General features: G+C 50.0%; 20 protein-coding genes and 2 pseudogenes. 14 read left to right on the plus strand and 8 right to left on the minus strand.

What is annotated here, in order from left to right; translation table 11 throughout:
• Positions 1-48: 48 nt before the first annotated feature.
• From KB235_RS08975 to KB235_RS08990, 4 genes and pseudogenes are all read right to left on the minus strand, one after another.
• Positions 49-861 carry an AAA family ATPase gene (locus tag KB235_RS08975; protein WP_002316690.1) on the minus strand — a complete coding sequence of 271 codons (813 nt, stop codon included), beginning with the start codon at positions 859-861 and terminating at the stop codon, positions 49-51.
• A pseudogene (locus KB235_RS15795) lies at positions 854-2,302 on the minus strand (transposase). Before KB235_RS15795 ends, KB235_RS08975 begins: the two are co-directional and overlap by 8 nt.
• Before the next feature lie 45 nt (positions 2,303-2,347).
• Positions 2,348-2,902 (minus strand): recombinase family protein, encoded by a 555-nt coding sequence (locus KB235_RS08985; RefSeq protein ID WP_211779434.1) that lies wholly within the window; start codon positions 2,900-2,902, stop codon positions 2,348-2,350.
• A gap of 261 nt (positions 2,903-3,163) precedes the next feature.
• Complete coding sequence (locus KB235_RS08990; protein ID WP_211779435.1) at positions 3,164-5,089, minus strand: heavy metal translocating P-type ATPase; 1,926 nt, start codon at positions 5,087-5,089, stop codon at positions 3,164-3,166.
• Between the two features lie 464 nt (positions 5,090-5,553).
• Here KB235_RS08990 and istA point away from each other — a divergent pair, with 464 nt between their 5' ends.
• The 8 genes from istA (at position 5,554) to KB235_RS15770 (ending at position 13,358) form a co-directional block, all read left to right on the plus strand.
• Positions 5,554-7,110: an IS21 family transposase gene (istA, locus tag KB235_RS08995; protein ID WP_211779436.1), complete on the plus strand. Its 1,557-nt coding sequence runs from the start codon at positions 5,554-5,556 to the stop codon at positions 7,108-7,110.
• Positions 7,103-7,852, plus strand: a complete 750-nt coding sequence (gene istB / locus KB235_RS09000; RefSeq protein ID WP_211779437.1) for an IS21-like element helper ATPase IstB — start codon at positions 7,103-7,105, stop codon at positions 7,850-7,852. The genes istA and istB overlap by 8 nt, the downstream gene beginning before the upstream one ends.
• Before the next feature lie 263 nt (positions 7,853-8,115).
• Entirely contained in the window at positions 8,116-8,430 is a 315-nt protein-coding gene (locus KB235_RS09005; protein ID WP_211779438.1) for an ArsR/SmtB family transcription factor, read from the plus strand.
• A gap of 23 nt (positions 8,431-8,453) precedes the next feature.
• Entirely contained in the window at positions 8,454-9,377 is a 924-nt protein-coding gene (locus KB235_RS09010; RefSeq protein WP_211779439.1) for a cation diffusion facilitator family transporter, read from the plus strand.
• A gap of 285 nt (positions 9,378-9,662) precedes the next feature.
• Positions 9,663-10,949 carry a hypothetical protein gene (locus tag KB235_RS09015; RefSeq protein ID WP_211779440.1) on the plus strand — a complete coding sequence of 429 codons (1,287 nt, stop codon included), beginning with the start codon at positions 9,663-9,665 and terminating at the stop codon, positions 10,947-10,949.
• An 11-nt stretch (positions 10,950-10,960) separates the two neighbouring features.
• Positions 10,961-12,205, plus strand: coding sequence for a hypothetical protein (locus KB235_RS09020; RefSeq protein ID WP_211779441.1), 1,245 nt, complete (start codon positions 10,961-10,963; stop codon positions 12,203-12,205).
• A gap of 248 nt (positions 12,206-12,453) precedes the next feature.
• Positions 12,454-12,834, plus strand: coding sequence for a hypothetical protein (locus KB235_RS15665; RefSeq protein ID WP_246514167.1), 381 nt, complete (start codon positions 12,454-12,456; stop codon positions 12,832-12,834).
• Positions 12,762-13,358 carry a methyl-accepting chemotaxis protein gene (locus KB235_RS15770; protein ID WP_276514396.1) on the plus strand — a complete coding sequence of 199 codons (597 nt, stop codon included), beginning with the start codon at positions 12,762-12,764 and terminating at the stop codon, positions 13,356-13,358. Before KB235_RS15665 ends, KB235_RS15770 begins: the two co-directional genes overlap by 73 nt.
• A gap of 31 nt (positions 13,359-13,389) precedes the next feature.
• Here KB235_RS15770 and KB235_RS09030 read toward each other — a convergent pair whose 3' ends face one another.
• Positions 13,390-14,046: a M48 family metallopeptidase gene (locus tag KB235_RS09030; protein ID WP_211779442.1), complete on the minus strand. Its 657-nt coding sequence runs from the start codon at positions 14,044-14,046 to the stop codon at positions 13,390-13,392.
• Positions 14,047-14,161: 115 nt separating this feature from the next.
• On the opposite strand from KB235_RS09030, the gene KB235_RS09035 reads away from it, so the two are divergent.
• A complete protein-coding gene (locus KB235_RS09035; protein ID WP_211779443.1) occupies positions 14,162-15,352 on the plus strand; it encodes a MalY/PatB family protein in 1,191 nt (396 codons plus the stop codon).
• A gap of 64 nt (positions 15,353-15,416) precedes the next feature.
• A complete protein-coding gene (locus KB235_RS15675; RefSeq protein WP_246514169.1) occupies positions 15,417-16,625 on the plus strand; it encodes a hypothetical protein in 1,209 nt (402 codons plus the stop codon).
• Positions 16,626-16,627: 2 nt separating this feature from the next.
• On the opposite strand, the pseudogene KB235_RS15830 reads toward KB235_RS15675, so the two are convergent.
• Positions 16,628-16,684 (minus strand): annotated as a pseudogene (locus KB235_RS15830) (hypothetical protein); the annotation flags it as partial.
• Here KB235_RS15830 and KB235_RS09045 point away from each other — a divergent pair.
• Entirely contained in the window at positions 16,675-17,757 is a 1,083-nt protein-coding gene (locus KB235_RS09045; RefSeq protein ID WP_211779444.1) for a hypothetical protein, read from the plus strand. The pseudogene KB235_RS15830 and the gene KB235_RS09045 sit on opposite strands and share 10 nt — an antisense overlap.
• Positions 17,758-17,819: 62 nt before the next feature.
• Here the strand turns inward: KB235_RS09045 and KB235_RS09050 are convergent, their stop codons facing one another.
• Positions 17,820-18,827: a tyrosine-type recombinase/integrase gene (locus tag KB235_RS09050; protein WP_211779445.1), complete on the minus strand. Its 1,008-nt coding sequence runs from the start codon at positions 18,825-18,827 to the stop codon at positions 17,820-17,822.
• A 12-nt stretch (positions 18,828-18,839) separates the two neighbouring features.
• A complete protein-coding gene (locus tag KB235_RS09055) occupies positions 18,840-19,901 on the minus strand; it encodes a GGDEF domain-containing protein (protein WP_211779446.1) in 1,062 nt (353 codons plus the stop codon).
• Between the two features lie 364 nt (positions 19,902-20,265).
• Here KB235_RS09055 and KB235_RS09060 point away from each other — a divergent pair, with 364 nt between their 5' ends.
• The 3 genes from KB235_RS09060 to parC all read left to right on the plus strand — a co-directional run bounded on the left by KB235_RS09060 (position 20,266) and on the right by parC (position 25,176).
• On the plus strand, positions 20,266-20,670 hold the full coding sequence (locus tag KB235_RS09060; protein WP_211779447.1) for a CoA-binding protein: 405 nt from the start codon (positions 20,266-20,268) through the stop codon (positions 20,668-20,670).
• A 130-nt stretch (positions 20,671-20,800) separates the two neighbouring features.
• Positions 20,801-22,768, plus strand: coding sequence for a DNA topoisomerase IV subunit B (gene parE / locus KB235_RS09065; protein WP_211779448.1), 1,968 nt, complete (start codon positions 20,801-20,803; stop codon positions 22,766-22,768).
• A gap of 2 nt (positions 22,769-22,770) precedes the next feature.
• Positions 22,771-25,176, plus strand: a complete 2,406-nt coding sequence (parC, locus tag KB235_RS09070) for a DNA topoisomerase IV subunit A (RefSeq protein WP_211779449.1) — start codon at positions 22,771-22,773, stop codon at positions 25,174-25,176.
• Positions 25,177-25,253: the final 77 nt, after the last annotated feature.

Genomic DNA, 25,253 nt, shown 5'->3' on the forward strand with positions numbered 1-25,253 from the left:
AGAACAAAAAAAGACTATTTCGCTAAATGAAATAGTCCTTTTTATTACTTATTTTACTCCAATGACTAAACTATCTCGTGCAGCTTCCACTACTTCTGTCGTGATAGTTTCAAGGTTATTGATTTCTAATATTCTTTCGATTTGGGTGAAAAGTCTTTGGATAAGTCGAAAGTTTCCACTGGTAATTTTAATAATACTAGTGACAGCTTCATAATTAGCAAAATCTTCCAGTTGGACAGATAATCCTAACTCTTCCCATTTGTATTCCAGAATATGGTGGATCTCGTCTTTACTCAATCTGTCAAATTCATGGGCAAAACCTATTCTCGAGTAGAGTTGAGGATAACGAGCCAATCGCTTTTCTATACCCGGCATTCCAATAAAGATCATAGCCACATCTTTTTGGTCATAAATATCTCTTAATTGTTCTAAATGCTGTACTTTTAATCGATCTATTTCATCAATAATAATGAGATCAATTTCTTCATACACATTCGTTGAGTATTTTTCTTCTGCTCCTAACTGAAGAACTCTATACATACTTTTAACCATACCCATTTTACCACCGATCATATCGATTTCATTCGTCATTTTAGTCGCCCGTATGGCTGGAGCGGTGTAAAATATTGTTTTCGCTTCAAGGATTTTTTCATCTGCATTCATTCCGATTTCTTCCGATTTTTTGTAATCAATTTGTTTTTCGACCCAATTCCAATTTGAATATTGCTTAGCGGATAAAGTTTTCCCAACTCCGGGTAATCCATAACAAATTCCGATATATTTGTATTTGATACATGCCTGACAAAATTCTACAAAGCGTTTATATTCTTTTGTTTCAATAAAATAGGGTGTTTTATTCATTGTAATACCTCTTAATTTTTGACTTCTTAGAATCTTTTTTGTTTACAGGATTATCTAACTCTTTCTGCTTAGATGAAATAAGTTCTTCCGCAATATTATTTCCAGAATGGAGCTGATTTTCAAGGTTTTTCCGTGCTTTATTACGTGCCGCAACAATCTCTTTTAAATCGACTTCGTAATCAGAAATTTCAGGAGAAATTGCCGTACATAAATATTGGTCTTTGTAAAATACACGAATCTCAGCAATATCTCTTGGATCATATCGAATGATAACAGTTTCACCTACATAAGCTGCTAAATTGGTGTCAATATATCTTAAACCTTGGAAGTGAATTCCATCAGAATGAACTTTTCTTGGCTTTCCAACATTTAATAACAATAAATCTAAACTTTCTAGACTATCTGGTTGATGAGGAAGAAATCCTGAATTATTCCACATCTTTATAGGTTCCTGTTTTGTAGTGCCATGCACTCTATGGTGATAGTCATATATAATAAAATGCGCTAATTTCTAATCAAGCTCTTTTATCGTAAGAAGATTTAAAGTATTTTGATTCCCAATGTAACCTGGTAAATCTTGCAAAAATAATTGATTAATTGTTAAAAAGAAACGTTCTATTTTCCCCCGTCCTCTTGGCATACCTACCGTAGAAAAAATAAGATTGATTTTTAAATCAATTGCGACTTGCTCCAAATGATTTGAAGTGAAATCACTTCCGTGATCGGTATAGAAAGTTTCAGGTATACCACATATTTGCCAATCAGAGTTGCTTTTTTTCCATATTGCTTGGTGTAAAACTAAAGAAGTTTGAATAGCAGAAGGAGCTTGAAAACTAAGGAAATACCCTGCAACTGCTCGGCTATAATCATCTAAAATAATTGTTAACCATGGCCTCTCAGGCTTTCCTTTTTCGTTTAAAACAAGGATATCCAAGGGAGTGTGGTCAGCCTGCCATATTTCATTGGGATAATAAGACTCACGACGATAAACCAAATCATAATTATTTTGATATTCTTTTTTTCCTTTATGAGCAAGTTCCTTTAATTGTGGCGACAGATTTTTAGCAATCGCATATACTTGATTGTAACTAGGCGGGGCCCAATTTTTCTTTTTACAAATTTTACAGACTTTCCGATGAATAGAAGTTAAGGTGTTTTTTTTGTTTTCAAATATAAGCTTTTTAATTTCTTCTTGTACATTTTCTTCTACTTTAAAGCTTCCTGAATCCGAGCGCTTTCTTCGGATCAATCCTTTCAACCCTGATTGTTGATATTGATTTACCCAATGGTATAAAGTTCTTTTTGGAACCCCTGATTCTTCAGCAATATTACTCAAACTTTCTTCATGCTTAAGATAAGGGGCAATCACTTGATATTTATCCATCGCATTTTGTCGTAGTTCTTCTGAATATGAAGTTAATGGAGGAAGTTCTTGGTTCATGAGAACACCTCTTTCCCACGATTAAATAAAATTAATCGTCAATTTTTATTTATCCAAGTAACGATAAAGCGTTGACTTGCTGATTCCTGTCATCTCAACAATTTCTTTCACACTATATTCCTCACTTTCGTACAATTTTATTGCTCGTTCAATATCTCGTTGGTTCACAGGAGGACGCCCGCCTTTTCGCCCTCTAGCTCGAGCACTTTTTAAACCTTCTTTTGTGCGTTCAACAATCAAATCTCGTTCAAATTGACTAAATGCTTGAAACACAGTCATCATAAGTCGCCCTTGGGGAGTGACCGTATCAAAATTCTCTTTTAAGCTGATCAACTTTACATTATGTTCTTCAAAGTAATTTACAAGATCAATTAAATCTTTTGTGCTGCGCCCCAAACGAGAGAAGCTTTCCACGATAACTGTATCATCTGGACGCAATTTATCTTTCAGCCGATTTAATTGCGGACGGTTAGCTTTGGTTCCCGTCATTTTTTCGGTCAGTATTTCGTTGCAGTTATGTTCATTGAGCAAATCCAACTGACGAGACAATTCTTGTGATCGTGTACTTACCCTTGCATACCCATATATATACCCACTCATAATCCTCTTCCTTCTCTATTTTGATTTTCTCAATTGTATCATAAAGGGTGGGTAAAGATACGTAGATAAAGAGCAAAGTTTTGGCACTAAAAAACCCTTCTTCTAGTCTATAAAAGTTGTTATTTAAAATCGTCCCATAATCGATTGTTTTTGAGACAAAGTAATTTATAAAAAATATGCCTCTAACGTTTTTAGAACGTTAAAGGCATATTAACTTCAGACAGTTATTACTATACCCTAGATTTATGGGTTTTGATAGAATTAATTAGATTTTAATAAACGAAGTCCATTCAGAATAACGACCAACGTACTTCCTTCATGAATAGTGACACTGATTGCTATATCTGTTAGACCTAATAAACTCACTACAACTAAAAAGGCTACGACTGCCATTGAAAAAAGGATGTTTTGCCATATGACACGATTCATTTTAGAAGAAATTCCATGAGCTTTAACCAATTTAGATAAGTCATTCTGCATTAAAACTAAATCAGACACCTCTACTGCTACATCGGTTCCGTCTCCCATGGCAATCCCTACATTTGCATTCACAAGGGCTGGGGCATCATTTACACCATCACCCACCATTGCTGTTACGCCGTATTTCTCTTTTTGCTCGTCTATAATTCGAGATTTATCTTCTGGCATGACATTCGCGATTACTTCATCTATTCCTAATTGTTCAGCAACTGCTTTTCCTGTCATTTCTGAGTCGCCAGTGATTAGAGTGGTGTGTATGCCTTGTTCTTTAAAGTATTTAATAGTTTCTTTTGCATGTTCACTTGGAACGTCCATGAGAGCTATAAGTCCAATGACATACTCATCTTCTGCTACATATACGACTGTCTTACCTTCTGATGCCCACTCATTATTTAAACGAATATATTCATTTGCAACCTCGTCAAATGAAGTTGGTTTTCCGATCCGATAATTTTTGCCGTTGTAATCTCCTGTCAACCCTTTACCAATCTGATTTTCTACTTCAATAGTCAGTTGATTTTTTTGTTCAAACTTTCTTAGAATGGCATCTGCTAAGGGGTGATTGGATTCTTTTTCAAGAGCTACCACGATATCAATCATATTTTCTTCGTTCACGGAATCAGCAAAATAATAATTGGTTACTTCAGGTTTTCCTTTGGTCAAAGTTCCGGTCTTATCAAATGCAATGGCTTGAGTATCGGCTAATTGAGACAGGTAAGAACTACCTTTTGAAAGGACGCCTTTTTTGGCCAAGTTAGAAGTCGTCGATAAAGTTACCGATACAGTAGCTGCTGCTAAAGCACAGGGGGAAGCTGCCACTAAAAGGATCAATCCTCTATAGATACTTTGTGACCATGTCCAGTCTAGGAGAAAAGGAGCCAATAACATGAATAACGGAATGGCAATTAAAACAACTGTAACGTATTTCGGTTCAAATTTTTGGATTATACTCGCAGATTTTGTTTGGTTGTCTTGGTTCTGGTTTACTAACTGTAAAATTTTTGAAAATACTGTATCTTTATTTTCTTTAGTGACTTCCATTGTGAAAGTACCTGTTCCATTGATTGTACTTCCGAAAACGTAGTCTCCTTTGGACTTCTCTTTTGGGATACTTTCTCCATTAATAGACGACTCATCAATGGACGTAGAGCCTGACAAAATGACGCCATCAATGGGGACTTGATCGCCATTCAATACTTGAAGTTGATCTCCCACTTTTAATTCACTGACATCAACAATCTTTGTATTCCCATCAGGCAAAATTAACCGAGCAGTCGTTGGATTCATTTCGAGTAATTTCGTGATTTCTCGTTTACTTCTTCCTTCAGCGTAATCTTCCAGGAAATGTGCGCCTGAAAAAATGAGAATCAACAACGTTCCTTCCCAAAAATTCCCTATTGCTGAAGCTCCTATAGCCGCTAATCCCATTAAAATATGAGAATTAGGCGTGAACTTATTATTTGCTTTTGTGTTCTCAATTGTTTCCCCAAGGCCTTCAAGAATAATGACATGATACCCCGCACTGATGGTAGCGATTGAAAATAAAATGTTTTGTAGCAACTGATAATCTTCATTCAAAAATAGAGCGATCACTGCTAATACTAAACCAATAAAGTATAAAACGATTGGCATTTTCCCGTGATCATGGTCATGGTCGTGGTTGTGATTATGTTTTTCTTGAGATTGTTGTTCTTCGATAGTTTCCATTTTTATCACCTTCCTATATAATTCCTTTGATTTCCATTCATTTACTTATTAAATCACACAAATTCCCACTAAAAGAAGAGAAGTATTCATGTAATTTCCATTGTCTCTGACTCCTTTCAGTTGTCCTATATGTAAATCGCAATCTTTACGTTTTACATATGAATAACAAATCATATGTTTACAAAATCATATTAACTCACTGTATGAGCTTTGTCAAGACAAGATGCTTCTTGTTCAAATGGACTACTATTATGAATACAAAAGTCTTAATTTAGTCTATAAACTAAAAACTTGCATCGTTTTTGATTACGGCCATTAGAATGTACCAGTCTTGCAATCTTATTTACCAAAGAGTGACAAACAATTTACCAAGTGATGCCAAAGCCCCGACCAACCTTCATATTGCCTCCTTATGATTAATGTGCACACCTAATGGTGTGACATCGTTACATGGGAGGTTTTTTATGCTTCGGTATTTAGCTATTCTAAGACTTAGGGAGCAAGGGCTGAGCCTGAGAAGTATCGCGGCTAGCACTGGCAACTCGCGTCAGAAAGTGACGGAGGTGATTGATCGGGCGACAGACAAGGGCTTGATGGGACCTTTCGATGATGACATGACCGACAAGTGGATTGAAGAGTTCTTATTCCCTGAGAAGACGCTTGAATCTTCCGGTAGACATCCGATCGATTTTGACTATGTACACAAGGAATTGGCAAAGCCGAACGTCACCCTGTCGCTCCTGCATCACGAGTACGAGATGGAGTGCCGCACGAACAAGCGCATTCCTTACTCCTATCGGAGTTTCGTCCGACATTACAGCGCCTATGCGAACAAGCATAGGGCTACGCTCCGGATTCGTCGCAAACCAGGGGAAGTGATGGAAGTCGACTGGGCCGGTTCAACCACGTTCATCATCGATCGGGACACAGGAGAAAAAGTAAAAGTATACATATTCGTAGCGACATTGCCCTGTAGCCAATTGTCTTATGCCGAGGCGAGTCTCTCGATGGACTTGTCTGCATGGATTACGTGCCATAACCATGCCTACAGCTATTTCGGTGGGAGCACCCAGATTCTCATCCCTGACAATCTGAAGACCGGTGTCACGAGAAACACGTCACGTGAACTCATCCTCAACCCGACATACCGAGAGATGGCTGAACATTATGGGACGGTCGTCATGCCCGCGCGTGTGAGCGCACCTAAGGACAAACCGAGTGTCGAGGGTTCCGTCGGTGTCATCTCCACTTGGATCATCGCCGCCTTGAGGAACTCCCACTGTTTCAGCCTAGAGGAGTTGAACCGTGAGGTTCATGAAAAGCTGGAAGAATTCAACCGTCGTCCGTTCACCCGGAAACCCGGTAGCCGTCTCTCCGCATTCGAGGAAGAGGAAAAGTTCGCGTTAGCACCACTGCCGAAGCATTCGTACAAACAATCGAGTTGGCGGGACGCGAAGGTCCGCCCGGACTACCACATATCCGTCGAGAGCATGTTTTATTCGGTGCCCTATGAATATATCAACTGTCAGGTCGAGGTGCGACTGACCGAGCAATTGGTCGAGGTGTATTTCAACGAAATGCGGATTACCTCCCACAAACGGCTGATTGGACGCTTCGGACAATTATCGACCAACCGCGATCACATGCCCGACAACCATAAGCTCTACATCGACCAGACCCCGGAGAACGCAAAAGACTGGGCAGACGAGATCGGTCCGAACACATTGAAAGTGATCGATTTCCTTCTTGGCACTGCTCAGACCGAGCGATTGGCACTCCAATCCATCTTCACGCTGAAGAAACTGGAGCGACGTTATTCCAAGTATGAGATCGAGCGCGCCTGTAAGATGGTCGTCTCCATAACCAACAGACCGACGGTCAAGGGCATCCAGAGCATCCTGTCGAACAACAAGAAGAGCGACGCCGAGCAGGAGTTGAAACGCAAGACGGAAACTGCCAACAATCACTATGGCTTCATGCGTGGTGCGGCATACTATGGGGGAGCTGATAAAGATGAATGAACAGACGATTGCCAAACTGATCGAGATGAAGATGAACGGGATGGCCGAAGCCTATGAGGAACAGTCATCCAATCGCGATTTTCAACGCATGGACTTTGATGAACGACTGGCACTACTCGTCGATTTTGAGCATTCCAGACGAAAGAACGGCAAGCTGCACCGGCTGATCCAGGCTGCCTCGTTCATCAACTCGAATGCTTGCATCGAGGACATCGAGTACCATGCCGACCGTCGATTGAACAAAGAGCAGATCCTCAGGTTGGCAAGCGGAACTTACATCTTGGACGGCCACAATTTGATTCTGAAGGGACCGACAGGGTCCGGGAAGACCTATCTCGCGACCGCGTTCGGGGTCTCGGCCTGTCGCCAGTCGTTCAAGGTGAGATACATTCGTCTGCCTGAATTGTTGGATGAACTGACACTGGCGAAGCTCGCAGCCGATGGGAGCTACCGACGACTCCTCAAAAAGTATACAAAAGTCGACCTACTCATCCTCGATGAATGGCTATTGACCGACTTGACGACTGACGAGGCGACGATCCTCCTCGAGATTTCCGAGTCGCGCCATAAGACCGTCTCCACCATCTACTGTTCTCAGATCGACCCGAGCGGATGGCATCTTCGATTAGGAAACGAGACCATCGCAGAGGCTATCCTCGACCGGATCATCCATGACTCTTATCAAATCATGATCGACGGTGAAATATCGATGAGGGAACGCCATGGCATATCAGCACGCTGACCGTCCGAGCCATCCAAGTGATGGCTCTTTTCTTCGCACTAGGTGGCTCAGTCGTCCGCAATCGATGGCTCACAATGCCGCAATCCCTTGTCCAACGGACTTTGAGTCACATGATGGTCGACATATGTCACTGAGTGGTACCGAACATGGCATTTGATGGTAAATAAAATGGCAGAGGCGGTAAAAACTCGTGGCCGTAATCAGTTTTACCCATGTGGTATTATATATATGAACGGAAAATCATATGAGAGGAATAAGAGCATATGGATACATCAACATCTTCGCCAATCAATAAAGAGAAGATTCAATCAATAAGCAAATTATTCAAAGTGATTAGTGACCCTACACGCTTGTCGATTCTCTTTCTCTTACAGAAAAAAGAACTCAGTGTTGGAAACATTGTGCTTGCATTGGATATGGAACAGTCCGCGATTTCACACCAACTAAAAATATTGAAAGATTCACGTTTAGTGAAGGCAAGAAGAGAAGGGAAAAGCATGGTTTACAGTCTTGATGATCTTCATGTTTTCAGTATTCTCGAACAAGTCTTAACTCATATCAATGAACAAGAACAATAAAAGCTAATAAGGTATAAAACTAAATGGAGGTTTTTAAAATTTCAAAGTCAGAGAAACAAGAAAATCACTCGCACCAAAATCAACCGAATAAGAATATTAAAATTGCTTTTTTCACCAACTTTATTTTTTCCATGATTGAATTTTTCTTTGGGTCTCTTTTCAATAGTGTGTCAATTATGTCCGACGCCGTTCATGATTTAGGAGATTCCATTTCTATTGGATTCGCTTGGTTTTTCCAGGGGTACTCAGAAAAGCAGCAAGATGAACAGTTCACTTTTGGTTATAACCGCTTTTCATTATTAGGGGCGTTGATAACTGGAGTAGTACTGATCGGCGGCTCATTTTTTATGATTTACCGAAGTATCCCACGTTTGATTGATCCGCAACCGGTTAATTACAGTGGCATGTTTTGGCTTTCACTCGTGGCTATTGGATTGAATGGATATGCGGCTTGGATTCTAAGCAAAGGGTCATCTAAAAACGAAGGCATGTTGAACCTGCATATGCTAGAAGATGTATTAGGGTGGATTGGGGTCTTGGTTGTGAGTATCGTAATGAACTTTACCGAGGCTTATCGATTGGATCCAATCTTATCGATTTTGATAGCACTCTATATCCTCTATAAAACTGTACCTGAATTTTTCAGTACAATGAAAATTTTATTGAACGGTTCGCCGGAAAATGTAAACGTAGAGAACCTGGCGAACTCCATTAACAATATTCCTGCTGTAAAGGACCTCTCTCATTTTCACATTTGGTCACTGGACGGAGAAGAAAATGCCCTTATCGTTACGGTTCTTATAGACTCTTCCGATATAAACAAGACTAGGGAAATCAAAGAAGAAATTGCAGAGCTTGCCCATACATCGGGTGTAAAGGATCATATCACAATAGAAATAACTACAAGTAAAGACGAACTGGAAAAAGGGTATGCTTATGGCAGTTAAAGTATTTATATATTGAAAAAAGGACTATTTTAAATCGAGTAGGAGACTAGTCAATTAATGGCTAGTCTCCTACTCGATTTATTAGTGCAAAGCACCCCTTAAATTTAATGCAAAATAAAATTACAATTTACACCAAGTCATCGCACGAGACGTCGAGACTCGACTGACACGCGCCATCGATAACAGCATCTGAACAGATCACCCGCTACTATGGCGGGTTTTCTTATGTCATTGAAAGTAAGTAAATGGTAAAATTGGATTATCAAACAAAAAGGGGCGGTACGATTGAAGCCGAAGTTGATTGTAATCGCGTTGAGCATGCTCGTCCTCTCGGGGTGTGGGGACGAGCGCGACAGCGCACTGAAATTAGATTATATCGATGAACATTGGATCGTCGGACATTATTCGCTAAATCAGAAGGCAACGGCGGACGTCGGTACGGTACTCGAGGCGTGTACGGGGGACTTGACGACGACACTCGAGGGCGAACTGACCGTGCACGACACGATCGTGGTGAGTCGTCCGCCGTTCACGAACGCAGGTGATGACTTTATGTACAAGGCGGTCACGTATGTGGAAGGGGACCAACTGTACGCAGTCTGCCGGGACATGGTCTCGCCGAATCTCCAGGCCGAAGTCGTTCCATCGTTCCCTGAACAAGTCGTCACTTCCCAACCGGTCGACCGGGCGCCGGTCGTGTTACCGGTCTCAGAATCGGCCAAGAAAGCGTTCCTCGAAGCGGATGTGTTGCAGGACCATCCGTTCAAGCTCGAGCCGTTCGGTGATGCCGTGTTCGCGTTCTCGCAGGCGCTCTACGGTGAAATCGAGATTGCGATCGACGGCTGGCCGCCGTTGTTCCCCCTTCATATGTTTGAACCGGCGTCCGCTGGAATCGGGGACATTCAGATGATGCTCGCGTCGAGCGAGACCGAGTCGTTACCTTATATCTTAATGCGATACGGCGACGGATCCGTCTCTTCCCAACCACTCGAAGTGACGTTCGATGCGGAGATGGCGGCCCCTCGCTTCGAGTCGCTCGAGATTGAACGGCTACCGATCGATACGGGCGCCCTCATGCCGGACGTTTCCTACCCGGTTTTCGCCTTGCATTATGAGAAGGATGGAAAGTCCGAGACGTCTGAAATGACGTTCACGTATCGGGAAGGGACGTTCAGTACGGAAGAAGACCGCGACTTGAGGCAGCAGTTCGCAGACGAGCAGTTGGGGAATCAAAGCGCGTCACCCTCTGTCTACGTCCATAAAAGACCGTTCAACTTTGACGAGACGCTCGGCTATCCGGATGTCCTCAAGGCGGCAGGCACCGATTTTAACGAGCTGATCGAGGCGATCGAACTGGCCGAGCCCGTCAAACGGGGCGGCGATACGGGTGAGTACCCACTGTTGACGATTGTGGACGGATTGAAAGGACAGCAGTTCGCCATTTCGTTCAAACAACGGTCGAAGAAGCGTGACGTGTACGTGACGGACCAGTTGACGGACCGGACGTATAAATTGACGAGCGCAGGGGCCGAGACATTCTTCTCGTACTTCCCGGATCTGAAAAAGAAATGAGTGGGGTGAACATGAAGAAGCGGACGTTAGCGGCACTCTCGCTATTGTTGGTCGCTGCGGGTTGTTCGGAAGATGTGGACGTCGTCCGCTATGGCCATATCGAGGAGCACTGGCAAGCCGAACAGTTTAAACTAAACGCACGAGATCAACATGTCGACGCGGAAGCGTTATTACACCTATGCGAAGACGATGAACGCTTGTCGGAACTAGACGGTGAGACGTTTTCAGTGCTCGGGATGGCGTATGCGACGCGTGCCCCGTTTGTAACCGACGACTATGATGGATACGCCTTTACCGAAGTGACGTACGTCGAAGGAGACGCGGTCTATGCGCTCTGTCGGTCGAACGAAATGGAAGGATACCGCGCCGCCAAGCTCGAGGACCGGCCTCCTTATTTTAAAGACGAAGTCGGAATGGAGATTTCACTTCTTCCGACCGTCAATCTCGCGACCGAGAGAGAGCGAGACGCGTTAGATGAACCGGATGCCTTCTATCAGGAAGGACACGATATTCGCGTATATCCTGACACGCTCATGACCATCTCACCCGGATTAAGCGGCACAATCGAGTTTAAGATCGGGGACAAGATTGTCGACTTCCCATCCCTTGACTTCAATCCACAGTTCGGCGAGCAACGGAAGTTCGTGGCATTAGGCTACGATGCCTTGACGAATCTTCCTCATTTTTTGTTATCCCATGACGGTGTTCACTACAGTACGAGCGTCATGAAAGATAGCGACATCCTCCTCAACGGTGCAGATCATCTTTCTGTCCGTCCCCTATTCAAAGAAAGGGATATGGAATCAATGGCATTGATTCCGCTGTACGACCTTACGATCGACACGGGTGGACACAAGAGCTCGAAGACCGTGTCGATACGTTATCGTCCGAGTCTGCCGGGTACCGGTGCGGACGATCCAAATGAGAGATCGGTCGCTTATCTTCACAAATACCCTTACCACTCGGATGTGCCGCTCCCGTTTCCGGACGCCGTCAGCGTGAGCGGAGAAGCTTATGAACGATTAGTCCGAGCGCTCGAGACCGCAACCCCTTCGACAAAAAGCGGTGAAACGAAAGACTATGAGCATTTGACGCTGCTACATGGGAATCTCGGGCAACAGTTCGAGGTGAGTTACCAACAGCGGTCGAAAAAAGTCGACGTCTTTGTGAAAGACATGAAGACCGGTGCGGGGTTCAAACTGTCGAGCGTCGGGGCGGAGACGTTCGAGGAGTTGTTCCCGCAGGCGTTCGAATGACCGGGGACAACAATCGGCACTCCAGATTTATGGATTGAATAGCATGCCTCAGGAACGCCTAAACTTCGGGCGTTCTTTTGTTGTGATGAGCAGTAAACAACTGGTAAATACTTCGAGTTTAAGATATTGACCATCTGTATAAATCCTCACTAGCCGGGACTATTCGCACACGGTAAACTAAAATTTCCAGCACGTTAAAGGAATAAAGTCCTAATATAATTCGAGATAATAAGGTGGGAATAATCGGAATGACACAACATTCGAATCGCACGCTCACAGCTCCTGACGTCCTCACGACCATCGCCTCGAATATGGCGATGATCCGATTTGACCGACAACGTCTCGTCGTCGATGTGAACGACTTGTTCGCCAAGACGATGAAATATCGTCGAGACGAGATGATCGGCATGCATCACCATTTGTTCTGCACGCCCGAATTTGTCGGCAGTCCTGACTTCAAGCGTTTTGGAACAAGTTGTTCAGCGGTTTCAGCGCAAGTGACAAAATCGAACAGATTGATGCACACGGTGAATCGATTTGGCTCGAGGCGACCTATATGCCAATCTTTGAAGGCGATGAAGTCGTTAGGGTCGTTAAAATCGCTTCGGATATCACCGAGCGCCAATTGACGATTGAACGCTATGCACGCACGTTCCAAGACATGGCCGGAGACTTGGACGCTCGTGCCCGGAGCGGGATGGAAGAGAGCCATCATTTGAAACAGACGATTGAACGACTCGAACGGGACGCGTCGGTCAATTTGGTTACGCTTGGCAAACTCCAAGACCAAGCCAGTGAAATCACAAAAATCGCCAGCACGATAAAAGAGATCGCCGCCCAGACGAACCTGTTGTCGCTGAACGCTGCCATCGAGGCGGCACGGGCCGGGGAACACGGCCTCGGGTTCAACGTCGTCGCGACCGAGGTCCGGAACTTGTCACGCCTCGTAGAACGGGCCGTCATCGAGGTCCGGGCGAACACGAACGGGATGAACCGAGAATTGACCTCCATCGTCGACGGCGTCTCACGCTCGAACGAAGACATCCATGCGAGCGTCACCATCATGGAAGACACGTTGCGGCGCTTCGCGAGCATCGAGCAATCGGCGGATTCATTGAACGGCACGACGGTGGCGTTCACGGGTGCAATTTAAAAAAACCAATCGACAAGGGTGAAAACCCCCGTCAATTGGTTTTTTTGATTTGGAGCGTATGTCCGTTCGCCTTGAGCCAGGATGTGGCCGATTTGAAGTCTGGATAAATCGAGGCGACCGTCGACCAGAACGCTTTTGAATGGTCGAAGTGGACGAGGTGGGCCCATTCATGGGCGATGACGTAGTCGAGTACTTTGGTCGGCGCGAGCATGAGCCGGACGTTGATCGAGATCGTCCCGGTCGAGCTACAGGAGCCCCAACGTGCCTTCTGATGCCCGATGCGAATCTTCTTTGCCCGGACGCCGAGTGTCCGTTCATATAGGAGTGAACGCGCGGTGACGTAACGGAGCGCCTCGACACGAAGGAACCGTTCATAGGCGGCACGGACGTGCGTCTCGTCCCACGTGTCGGGACAGATGAACGTGTCCTCTTCGAAGGCGAACGTATCGATGTTTTTCCGTCGGACGAGCGGCACCGTCTTCCCTTGGAATAACAACGTATCGGACGGCAATGCCGGCACGTGTGGAAGCGCCGCGAGCCGATCGTTGATCCAGTCCTTATGGTCATGCAAGATGGCCTCGACCGTCCGATTCGGGAGCCGGGCCGGGATGCGCAACTCGATTCCTTCAGGCGTCACGAAAAAGGCGGCGTATTTTCTGCGTTTATGGCGGATGACTTTCACGGTCATCGGTCTCACCCCCTCATCTTCTCGCTCGATTATAGAACACGTCTCGGAAAACCGCCACGCTTTTGCCGACAAGCCGATTGATATTTTTGATACAGTAAGGACAGGAGGGATGACTATGAAATCAATCTTACATCAAACGCTCGACCGGACCGGGACTGACTCGGTCAAATGGGACGGCCTCGAGCGCTGGTTCCGTTTGAAGTCTGACGTATTACCGTTATGGGTCGCCGATATCGATATCCGGACCGCACCAGCGATCAGCGAGGCGCTCGCAGCACGCGCGGCGACCGGGGAGTTCGGCTATACGCTGTTCTCACGTGAAGCGCAACGGGCGGTCAGTTCCTGGTATGGACGCCGTCACGAGACCGAGGTCGACCCGAACCACGTCTTGTTCTCGAACGGGGTCGTACCGGGGCTCACCCAGATCGTCGAGGCGCTCACCGAGACGGGGGACGGCGTCGTCATCCAGTCGCCGGTGTATCCGCCGTTCCATGAGCTCGTGACGGGGCTCGGGCGCGAACTGTTCGATGCGCCGCTCGAGCAAGTGGACGGTCGGTTCGAGATGGACTTCGTCGCGCTCGAGGAGTCGATGCGCCAGGCGAAACTGTTCCTGCTGTGCTCCCCCCACAACCCGGTCGGCCGGGTATGGACCGAGGAGGAGTTGCAGCGCGTCATCGAACTGGCCAAGCGGCATGACGTCATCGTCGTGGCCGATGAGATCCATGCGGACTTGACGTTCCCGACACAACGACACGTCGCCCTCAACCGCCTCGATTCGAACGTCATCACGGTCAGTGCGCCGTCGAAGGCGTTCAATATCGCCGGGCTGTTCGCTTCCTATATCATCTGTCCGGACGATGTCTGGCGAAAACGGATCATCCAAGTCCAGAACAAGCATCACGTCTTGCCGACGCCGTTCGCGAACACGGCCATCGTCGCGGCCTATACCGACCCGCGTGCCGAACGATGGCTCGACCAGCTGCGCGCCGAGCTCGAGGAACAGGCCGACTATCTCGTCGGACGAATCCAAGAATCGTTGCCCCGGCTGACCTGTTTCATGCCGGAGGCGAGCTATCTGTTGTGGGTCGACTTCGCGGCGCTCGGGCTCACCCCTGATGAGCGGAAGAAATGGTTGCAGCAGGACGTGCGTCTCTTCCTCTCCCCTGGGCTACCGTTCGGTATATCGGGACAAACGTTCGAGCGGATCAACTTCGGGACACGCCGCGCCATCCTCGACGAGGCGATTGAGCGCCTCGTCCGTCAAATCGGTGAGACGACACAACCCGAAGGAAACGCGTTTGTATGAAACGAGAAACGGGAAAAATTTCACAACGAGCCGACAGACGAGGCGGGAGAAAGCAGGTGAGATGATGGAGATCAATTGGAAGAAAAAGATGGAGGAGCAGTTAAGACGGAGCGGCTTCACGCTTCAAGTCGAGAATATGGCTAACATCGGGATGACCGAGATTCATGCGACATCCTCTCCGCTCATCTTTTACCCGCTCCGGATTCGGCTTTATGAACGGATGGGGTGGCTCATGTGCACGGTGGACGCGACGACCGTGAACCGCAGTGACGACCATCCATTGTTCGAGCGCATGGTCGCCGCGGTGTTCGAGCGGATCGTCCGTCATCTCTATCAAGCCTATGGCTTTCACTTATTGACGTATATCGGAAACACCGGGAATTACATCGCCCCGAAAGAGTCGGAGACGGGGGAGATCGTCCGCTTGCTCGCCCAACTGTGGAACGACCGGTCTTATTTACATCTAGAGACGTATGAGGAGTTTCCCGCCCTTTACGTGACCCCGCCTTGGGCCCATCAGGCGTACGCGCTCGAGAGCACGGACGATGAGTGGATCGTGTATGCGGGGCGGAGTGGTCGGCCGGCGACCGATTATCGTGCCGACGGGACCGAGCTTCGTCCGCACCGGCTGAGTGAAGGGGATCTCTTCTTCCCCGTCGACCGCATCCCGAAAGAGCGGGGGGCACTCGCCCTCGCCGAGTGGCTGCGGCTCGAGCGTCGGGAAGTCGAGGACTTCATGCTCGCCTTCATGCGGACGATTCGAAAATTCGATCCGTCGTTCGGTATCGCCTGGGGCGGGACGGAGACGTTCTTTCACGGCGTGCCCGTCGAACCGTACGCCCAAGTGCTCCGACTCGAGAACGGCAAACGCCGCTATCGCGTCATGAACAACTCGGCGAAACGGCTGTTCGCCGTCGCTGATGACCCATTGGAATGCCTGAACGAGGTCGAGCAGACGCTACGGACGGTGCGACTACCGGACGACCGCGTCTCATCGCTCGGTCAGCTCGTGATGGGGATTTGGCAACAGTTCGAGTCCGATGAGTCGACCTACATCCAAGAAGTCGCCTACCGTGGCATCTCCCAGTTCCAAATCGAGGAGAAAATCGGGCACGCCCTTGCCAATCAGCAACGTATCCGCTGGATCGAGAAGACCGATCCGCACCAGTCCGTCATCGAGTATGCCTATTTGCGGATCACGTTCCCGAAACGACCGCCTGGACTTGTCACCGTCGAACCGATCGAATCCCCATACGAAAGAGGTGCCTTATGAAAATTGTCGATGCACGCGCGATGCCGATTAGCACGAAGACTTGATTGCCGTGACCGAATCGTCTGTCTATTACCGACAGAAGCGAGGCGAGACCGCCTTCTCGATTTATCGTTACGACGAGGAGGACGGGGCCGTCACCGAGATCAATCAACGTACGTATGAAGATTACGGCATGGCCAAGCTGTTCATGAGTGATGGGCGTGTCTACTTTCTGAACGAGGCGCCAGACCGTACGGGTGTCGTCCGGACAGAACTTGTCGCGCTCGAATATCGGACTGGACGAGAGGACGTGCTCGCGACGTTCGAAAAGCGAGGGAACAGTACACTCTATTGGGTGCTCGGCGACCGCTACTTCCTCTTCTTGACGAGCTATGGGACGACGGACGAGGCGTGGCTGTTCGACGTAGAGACGAATCAACAGGAACGGATCCGAGACGAACGTCTCATCGGTCAGGCCGGCCGGTTCCGCGAGCTGTATTTGTTTACGGCTTCGTTCGAAGGCGTCCCTTACATCATTTGCAACGCCCGACTCGACGAGTTTGACTATTATGAGGCGCTCGAGTCCGGTCTCGTCTCCCCGGACGATCCAATCGATCACTCCGAGGCGATTCTCGTTTGTTCGCTCGACGAGGCGGTCGATGCGATTTGGTCGAAGGCGGAGTGCATCCCGTTCGATGACCTGATTCGCCTGCACGGGGAAGGGGACACCGTGCAATATTTGGGTGAACGGGACGGGAAGCTCCGCTTCGCGGCCTTCATCGACGAGGCGAACGAGGAGACGATTTATGAACTGACGGCACCGGACGTACTGCGTGAAGTCGCCGTCATCGACTGGGGCGCCTACGAGCCGCTCGATTTCACGTATGACGATGTCAGTTCGACGATTTTCATCAAAGTGGAGGAGTCGGACGAGCACACAGAACTGATCGATGCGACGTCCGGCGCCCGTTTCCTCGACACGGCTCCGTTCGAGCGTGTGCTCGGTGGGACATACTTCATCCATGAGTCGGCTGAAGGTGACCAAGGCGTGAGTATCTTCCACCTCGAGGCGAACGAACGCCAACGGTTCGAGAACGCATATTATACTGTGCTCGACGAGACGATTATCATCTTGTCGACACGTCAATTATGAAAAGCACCCCCGTCCTCATCGAGAGAGCGGGGGTGCTTCACGTCTTTTGTTTACATAATATATTATAGTAAACCTGTTATTGCCTGTATTTTTTTCTCATCACCGATATGGGCATATACTTGCGTCGTCGCGACCGATTCATGGCCGAGCAACTGTTGAATCGTCAAGACATCGACCCCGGCCATCGCCAGACGCGAGGCAAACGTGTGACGCAGTTTGTGCGGCGTCACTTGCTTGTGTACCAAGAACGATAGATACGGTTTCAAGCGATCGATGTGACGCTTAAGTATATGTTGAACCGTGCGGACGGAGAGTCGCTCTCCCTTGTCATTTTTGAAGACGGGGCCGCGTTCTGAACTCCATTCGGTCAGGAGTGCCACGAGCGGGGCGGCGAGGGGGACGATTCGTTCCTTGTCGCCTTTTCCGATGACGCGCATCGACCTCGTCGTCAAGTCGATGTCGCTCCAATCGAGTCCCGTCAGTTCCGATACGCGGATGCCCGACAGGCCGAGCAATTGGATGATGAGGAAATCGCGCTCGCGATTCCGCTCGTACCAGGCGGCCTCGCGGTCGCTCATACCGACGTTGCTGCGCACGAGCGTCGAGAAATCGAGCCATTCGGACTCCGTTAAATAGACGGGGTTACGTTTCGCTCGTTTCGGGCGCTCCACAGTTTGGAACGGGTTCGTCCCCGTAACGCCGGTCTCGATTAGGAAATGGAACAGTGACTGCATCGAGGACAGTTTGCGGTTGATGACGCTCGCGGCGTTGTCGAGCTCGAGGGCGAGATACGTCGCATACGCCTCGGCCCCGGCGTGGTCGAATTCGGCGAAAGAGGCGGCCTCGACCGTCCTCGGGTCGACCTTGACGAGGCTTACGGCCTCGACCCAGCGGAAAAAGTCGTCAAAATCGTACAAATAGCGCTGAGCTGTCTGTTTCGAATAGTGTTTCGCCGCGAGATGGTTCAAGAACCGTTGGATGAAGTCGGGCATTCGGTCGTAGCCGTTCAAGTCGAATCGACGTGCGGTTGCTTGGGCAGGGGTTTGACCGAGTTGGCGAAATAGATTCACGGAATCACTCCTTTAAGAACTGATCGATGAGATGACGCGGTCCTTGCCGGCCTGTTTGCCGGCGCGCAGGAAATCGTCCGCCTCCTTGACGAGGCGTTCGACCGCTTCTAGTGTTTTGCCATCGCGATGGGCGACGCCGATCGTCATCGTGACGTGAAGGCGAGCCCCCTCATAAATCGTTTCGGTCGATTTGATACGGCTACGCAGCTCGTCGAGCCGTTCGTCAATGTCGGCCTCTGTCTCCCCGACGAGGAAGAGTAAGAACTCTTCTCCGCCCCAACGGACACAGACGGCGTCCGTCCATGTCAGCGTCGTGGCGACGCGGCGCAAGACGAGGTCGCCGCAATCATGACCGTGCCGCTCGTTGAACGCCTTGAAGTGATCGATGTCGGCCAGAGCGACGGCGTACGGTCGGCCTTCCTGCACCGCACGCGCGACGCCCTCCTCGATGCGTGACGTCCCGGTCAGTCGATTGTAGAGACCGGTCAGGCCGTCGCGCGAGGCGAGGGTATGCAGCCGTTCGTTCGTCCCCTCGAGCTCGTTCGTCACTTCGACGACCGATCCTTCGAAGATGAACGACAGTCCTGCAATGAGCCCGATCGTCGACAAGAGGCAGAACAAGCCGAGCGCTTGCTCGAAGGCGGGCGCAAGCGCTTCTGTGCCATCCGACACGAACAAGTAAAGCGTGCCGTAAATCGCCATGGCGATGCCGGTCGTCGCGACGCGCGCACCTCGATTCACGTTCGGCATGAAGAACACGCCATAGGCGACCATGATGATGAAGTAATGAACGTTCGCATCCCAACCGAGGACGATCGTTGAGATGACGGCATTGTAGACGACCTCGACGAACAGGCCGACGAAGAATGTCCGATAGTAGCGTTTATGTACGAAGTAAAACGAAATCGTGTAATACAGCACGCTGGCGACGTTCGACCAGGCGAGCAACATGACGTCGAGCCGTAAAAAGGTGACGAAGAACACGACATGAATCAACCATGCGAGCGCGTTCCCGTATAATGTGATGCGATAGTTATATAACGTACCGCGACGTTCCTCATAGGTTGTCCCCACGCGAACACCTCCTTTACTCAGTATATCGAAACCGGCTCCATTTGCACATATTTGTCTCGAAATTCGAGTCAATCGCTCGCCATCGACCCGCTTGGAACGGTCGTTAACCTTGCGTGAAATAGATATTTCACGCAAGGTTTGATTGCGTACAGGTTCGCGCCAGTTTGCACGGTTCTCATACACCCGTTCGTGAAACTGAAAAAGACGCCAATGAACATGGTTTACATAATAATTTATAGTGAACCAATTGATTTGTTTTAAAAAAAGAAAAGAGTTACAGTTGTATGGAATCTGAAAATAAACCTTGAAACAGGGAATGAGGTAACGGTACACTGAGAACGTAAACAAAAGGGGGCAAACTAGAATGGATGACCAGCATTTGAAACGATTGCTCGAAGAAGCGAAGACAATCGCCGTCGTCGGGATCTCCTCGAACCCGAACAAGACCGCGAATCAAATTGCCGACTATTTGTTGTTGCAAGGCTACACCGTCATCCCGGTCAACCCGACGCTCGAGACGTGGAACGGACGGAAAGTGTATCCGACCGTCGAGAGCATCCCTGGCCATATCGATATCGTCGACGTCTTCCGTCGCAGCGAGTATTTGGCCGAGGTCGCCGAGGATGCCGTCCGACACGGGGATGTCGGGCTCATCTTTAACCAGCTCGGTCTCTCGAGCGCTGACGCGGAACGGATCGCCCGCGAAGCCGGGATCGATTACGTCGAGAACCGATGCATCTATGTCGAGCACGCCCGCTTGATCGGTTAAGACCTGCCTCCTTGGCAGGTCTCCTTTTTTTCACGTGCCTCGCGCGTCGGGGGCGGGCTTGCCAGAATCGAAAAACAGCTATACAATAGGAAAGAAAAACGAACGTGTGTTCGAAATTGAGGTGACGAAAATGTCAACAGATTTATTCAATTACAATGAAGACGCCATTCAGGTGCTCGAAGGACTCACGGCCGTCCGTAAACGACCAGGGATGTACATCGGTTCGACCGACCATCGCGGTCTCCACCATCTCGTCTACGAGATCGTCGATAACGCGATCGACGAGGCGCTCGCCGGGTTCGGCGGGCAAATCGATGTGACGATTCATAAAGACGATGCCATCACGGTCCGCGACCATGGCCGCGGCATGCCGACGGGGATGCACGCTTCCGGCAAACCGACGCCAGAGGTCATCTTCACGGTGCTCCATGCCGGCGGAAAGTTCGGCCAAGGCGGCTATAAGACGTCCGGGGGCCTCCACGGGGTCGGCGCCTCGGTCGTGAACGCACTGTCGAGCAAGGTCGTCGTGACGATTCACCGTGACGGCAAGCTGTTCGAGCAGACGTTTGCCGACGGCGGAATCCCGCAGACGACGCTCCTCGAGACCGGGAAGACGCGCCAGACCGGCACGAGCGTCTATTTTAAACCGGACGCCTCGATCTTCTCGACGACGACCTACAACTACGACACGCTCGCCGAACGGTTGCGCGAGTCGGCGTTCCTCTTGAAAGGACTCACGATCACGCTGAAAGACGAACGAACTGACAAGGAAGAGACGTTCCATTACGAGGAAGGGATCGCCGAGTTCGTCCAATATTTAAACGACGACAAGGCGACCCTCCACCCGATCGTCTATTTCGAAGGGACAGAGAACGACATCGAGCTCGAGCTCGCCTTCCAGTTCACGGACGCCTACTCCGAGAACGTCCTCTCGTTCGTCAATAACGTCCGGACACGCGACGGCGGCACGCACGAGGTCGGCGCCAAGACGGCGATGACCCGCGTCGTGAACGAATACGCACGTAAGAACGGCTTGTTGAAAGAGAAAGACAAGAACCTCGACGGTGGCGACGTCCGCGAAGGGCTCACGCTCATCGTCTCGGTCCGAATCCCCGAGGAGTTCCTCCAGTTCGAGGGACAGACGAAGTCGAAACTCGGCTCGCCGGAAGCGCGGACGAGTTCGGACTGCGTCATGGCGAAGCAGTTGACGATCTTCCTCGAGGAGAACCCACAGATGGCGACGATGCTCATCAAGAAGGCGATCCGTGCCGCCCAGGCCCGCGAAGCCGCCCGCAAGGCGCGTGAAGAGGCTCGTAACGGCAAGAAGAAGAAACGTTCGAGCATCTTGAACGGGAAACTGACGCCGGCGACGTCGAAGAACGCCGCCAAGAACGAACTGTTCCTCGTCGAGGGTGACTCGGCCGGCGGTTCGGCCAAACAGGGCCGTGATCGGACGTTCCAAGCCATCCTGCCGCTCCGCGGGAAGGTCATCAACTCGGAGAAGTCGAAGCTTCAGGACATCATGAAGAACGAGGAAATCAACACGATCATCCATGCGATCGGGGCCGGCGTCGGCCACGACTTCGACCTCGAGGACTGCAATTTCGATAAGATCATCATCATGACCGACGCCGATACGGACGGGGCGCACATCCAAGTGCTCCTGCTGACGTTCTTCTTCCGCTATATGCGGCCGCTCGTCGAGGCGGGCAAAGTGTTCGTCGCTTTGCCGCCGCTCTATCGTATCTCGAAAGGCAAAGGCAAGTCGGAACAGTTCGAGTACGCCTGGGACGAAGAGGCGCTCGAGAAGCTCGTCAAAGTGTATAAGAAGGGGTATATCCTCCAGCGCTACAAAGGTCTCGGGGAGATGAACGCCGACCAGTTATGGGAGACGACGATGAACCCGGACACACGGACGCTCATCCGTGTCACGGTAGACGACGCCGCCATCGCCGACAAGCGCGTCTCGGTGCTCATGGGAGACAACGTCGCCCATCGCCGTGAGTGGATCGAGGAGAACGTCGCCTTCGGCCTCCAGGAAGATGATTCGATCATCGCCAATGAACACGTGACTAAAGCGATTGAGGAAGTGATGTAACGATGTCGACGATTCAACACATTTTAAACTTGTCGCTCGAACAGGTCGTCGGTGACCGTTTCGGGCGTTACTCGAAATATATCATTCAGGACCGGGCGCTTCCGGACGCGCGTGACGGGCTCAAACCCGTTCAGCGCCGTATCCTGTATGCGATGCACCATGAGGGCAACACGAACGAGAAACCGTACCGCAAATCGGCCAAGACGGTCGGGAACGTCATCGGGAACTATCACCCGCACGGTGACAGCTCCGTCTATGAGGCGATGGTACGCCTGTCACAGGACTGGAAGTTACGTTATCCGCTCATCGACATGCACGGGAACAACGGCTCGATGGACGGCGACTCGGCTGCCGCGATGCGGTATACCGAGGCCCGGCTATCGAAGATCGCCGGCGTCATGCTGACGTCGATCTCGAAGAACACGGTCGACTACACGCCGAACTTCGACGATTCGACCGAAGAGCCGCTCGTCTTGCCGTCACTTCTCCCGAACCTGCTTATGAACGGGACGACGGGCATCTCGGCCGGTTACGCCACCGAGATCCCGCCGCACAACTTGACCGAGGTGCTCAATCTCGCCATCGCCCGCCTGAAAGGTCAGGTCCAAACGGCGACGGAAGCGCTCGAGTACATGCAAGGACCGGATTTCCCGTCCGGCGGGATCGTCATGGGTCGCGACGGCATCTTGAAGGCGTTCGAGACCGGAAAAGGCAAGGTCATCATCCGTGCCAAATCGGTCATCGAACCGCTCAAGGGTGGCCGTGAACAAATTACGATCACGGAGCTCCCATATGAGGTGAACAAGGCGAACCTCGTCAAGAAGATGGAAGAACTCCGTCTCGACAAGAAGGTCGAAGGCGTCGCCGAGGTCCGCGATGAGACCGACCGGACCGGCGTCCGTGTCGTCATCGAGTTGAAGAAAGAGGCCGACGCGGAAGGTGTGCTCCACTTCTTCTTGAAGCATACCGACCTGCAGCTCGCCTACAACTACAACATGGTCTCGATCGTCAACCGGACACCGAAACAGATGGGACTGCTGCCGATCATCGATGCCTATTTGAAACACGTCGAAGAGGTCGTGACGCGGCGGACGACGTTCGAGCTCGAGCAGGCGAAGAAACGCGCCGAAATCGTCGACGCGCTTGAACAGGCCATCTCGGTCTTAGATGAGACGCTCGAACTCATCCGTTCGGCGAAAGATAAAGCCGAGGCGAAACAGAAGCTCATGGCGCGCTTCTCGTTCTCGGACCGCCAAGCCGAAGCGGTCGTCATGCTTCAATTGTATCGCTTGACGAACACGGATATCGTCGAGCTTCAAAAAGAGGCGAAGGCGCTCCAAAAAGAGATCACGCGTCTCGCGAACATCTTGAACGTCGACGCGACGAAACGGAAGCTCATCTCGAAAGAACTCACGGCGCTCCGTGACGAGTTCGGTGATGCGCGACGTTCGGTCATCGAGTCTGAGGTCGAGGAGTTGAAGCTGAAGACCGAGGTCATGATCGCCGTCGAAGAGACGATGGTCTTCGTCAGCCGTGACGGTTACGTCAAACGCTCGTCGATGCGCTCATACGGCGCCTCGAGCGACGAGATGCCGGACATGAAAGACAAGGACCGTCCTGTCCTCGTCACCCAGGCAATGACGACGGACCACTTGCTCGTCTGGACGAACAAAGGCAGCTACTTGCTCATCCCGGTCCATCAAATCCCAGAGTCGAAATGGAAGGATGCCGGACAGCACGTGGCTAACCTCGTGCCGATTGAAGGCGAGCAAGTCGTCTCGGCCGATGTCGTCTCGACGTTCGATACCGACGCACACTGCCTGTTCGTGACGCGTGACGGCATGGTCAAACGGACGCCGCTCCGTGACTATGACGCCCAGCGTAAGTCGAAAGCGCTCATGGCGCTCAAGTTAAAAGGCGATGATACGGTCGTCTTCGCAGGGATCAGCGACGGGCCGGGCCAATTGTTCCTCGTCTCGGAGCGAGGCTATGGGCTCTGGTTCAAGGAAGATGACGTACCGGTCGTCGGGCAACGTGCCGCCGGCGTCAAGGCGATGAACTTGAAGGATGGTGACACGGTCGCCGATGCGTTTGCCTTCTTCACGCCGCCTCTCTTCGTCCTCGTGACGCAGCGTGGCGCAGTCAAGAAGATGAAGCTCGAGGATCAGTTCGATTGCACGAACCGTAACTTGCGTGGGACGATGCTCATCCGTGAAGTCAAATCGAAACCGCATCAGATTCGTCGTGTGCTCCCGGTGCATGACGATGAGACGCTCCACATTATCGGGAAAGAGAAAGCGAAGACGGTCAAGACGAAGCAGTTGACGCTTCTAGACCGCTACGCCAACGGCTCGTTCGTGTTTGACGAGGAGACGTTCGGTGAGATTGAAGACGTGTACCTCGATTGAGGAGGGCCCTGTACAACAGACGTTGTGCAGGGTTTTTTCGTTCCGGTATAAATGTATTTAAGGAGACAGAAGCTTGA

Origin of the sequence: Exiguobacterium alkaliphilum (genome assembly GCF_018138125.1) — a bacterium.
GTDB classification, from domain to species: domain Bacteria; phylum Bacillota; class Bacilli; order Exiguobacteriales; family Exiguobacteriaceae; genus Exiguobacterium; species Exiguobacterium alkaliphilum.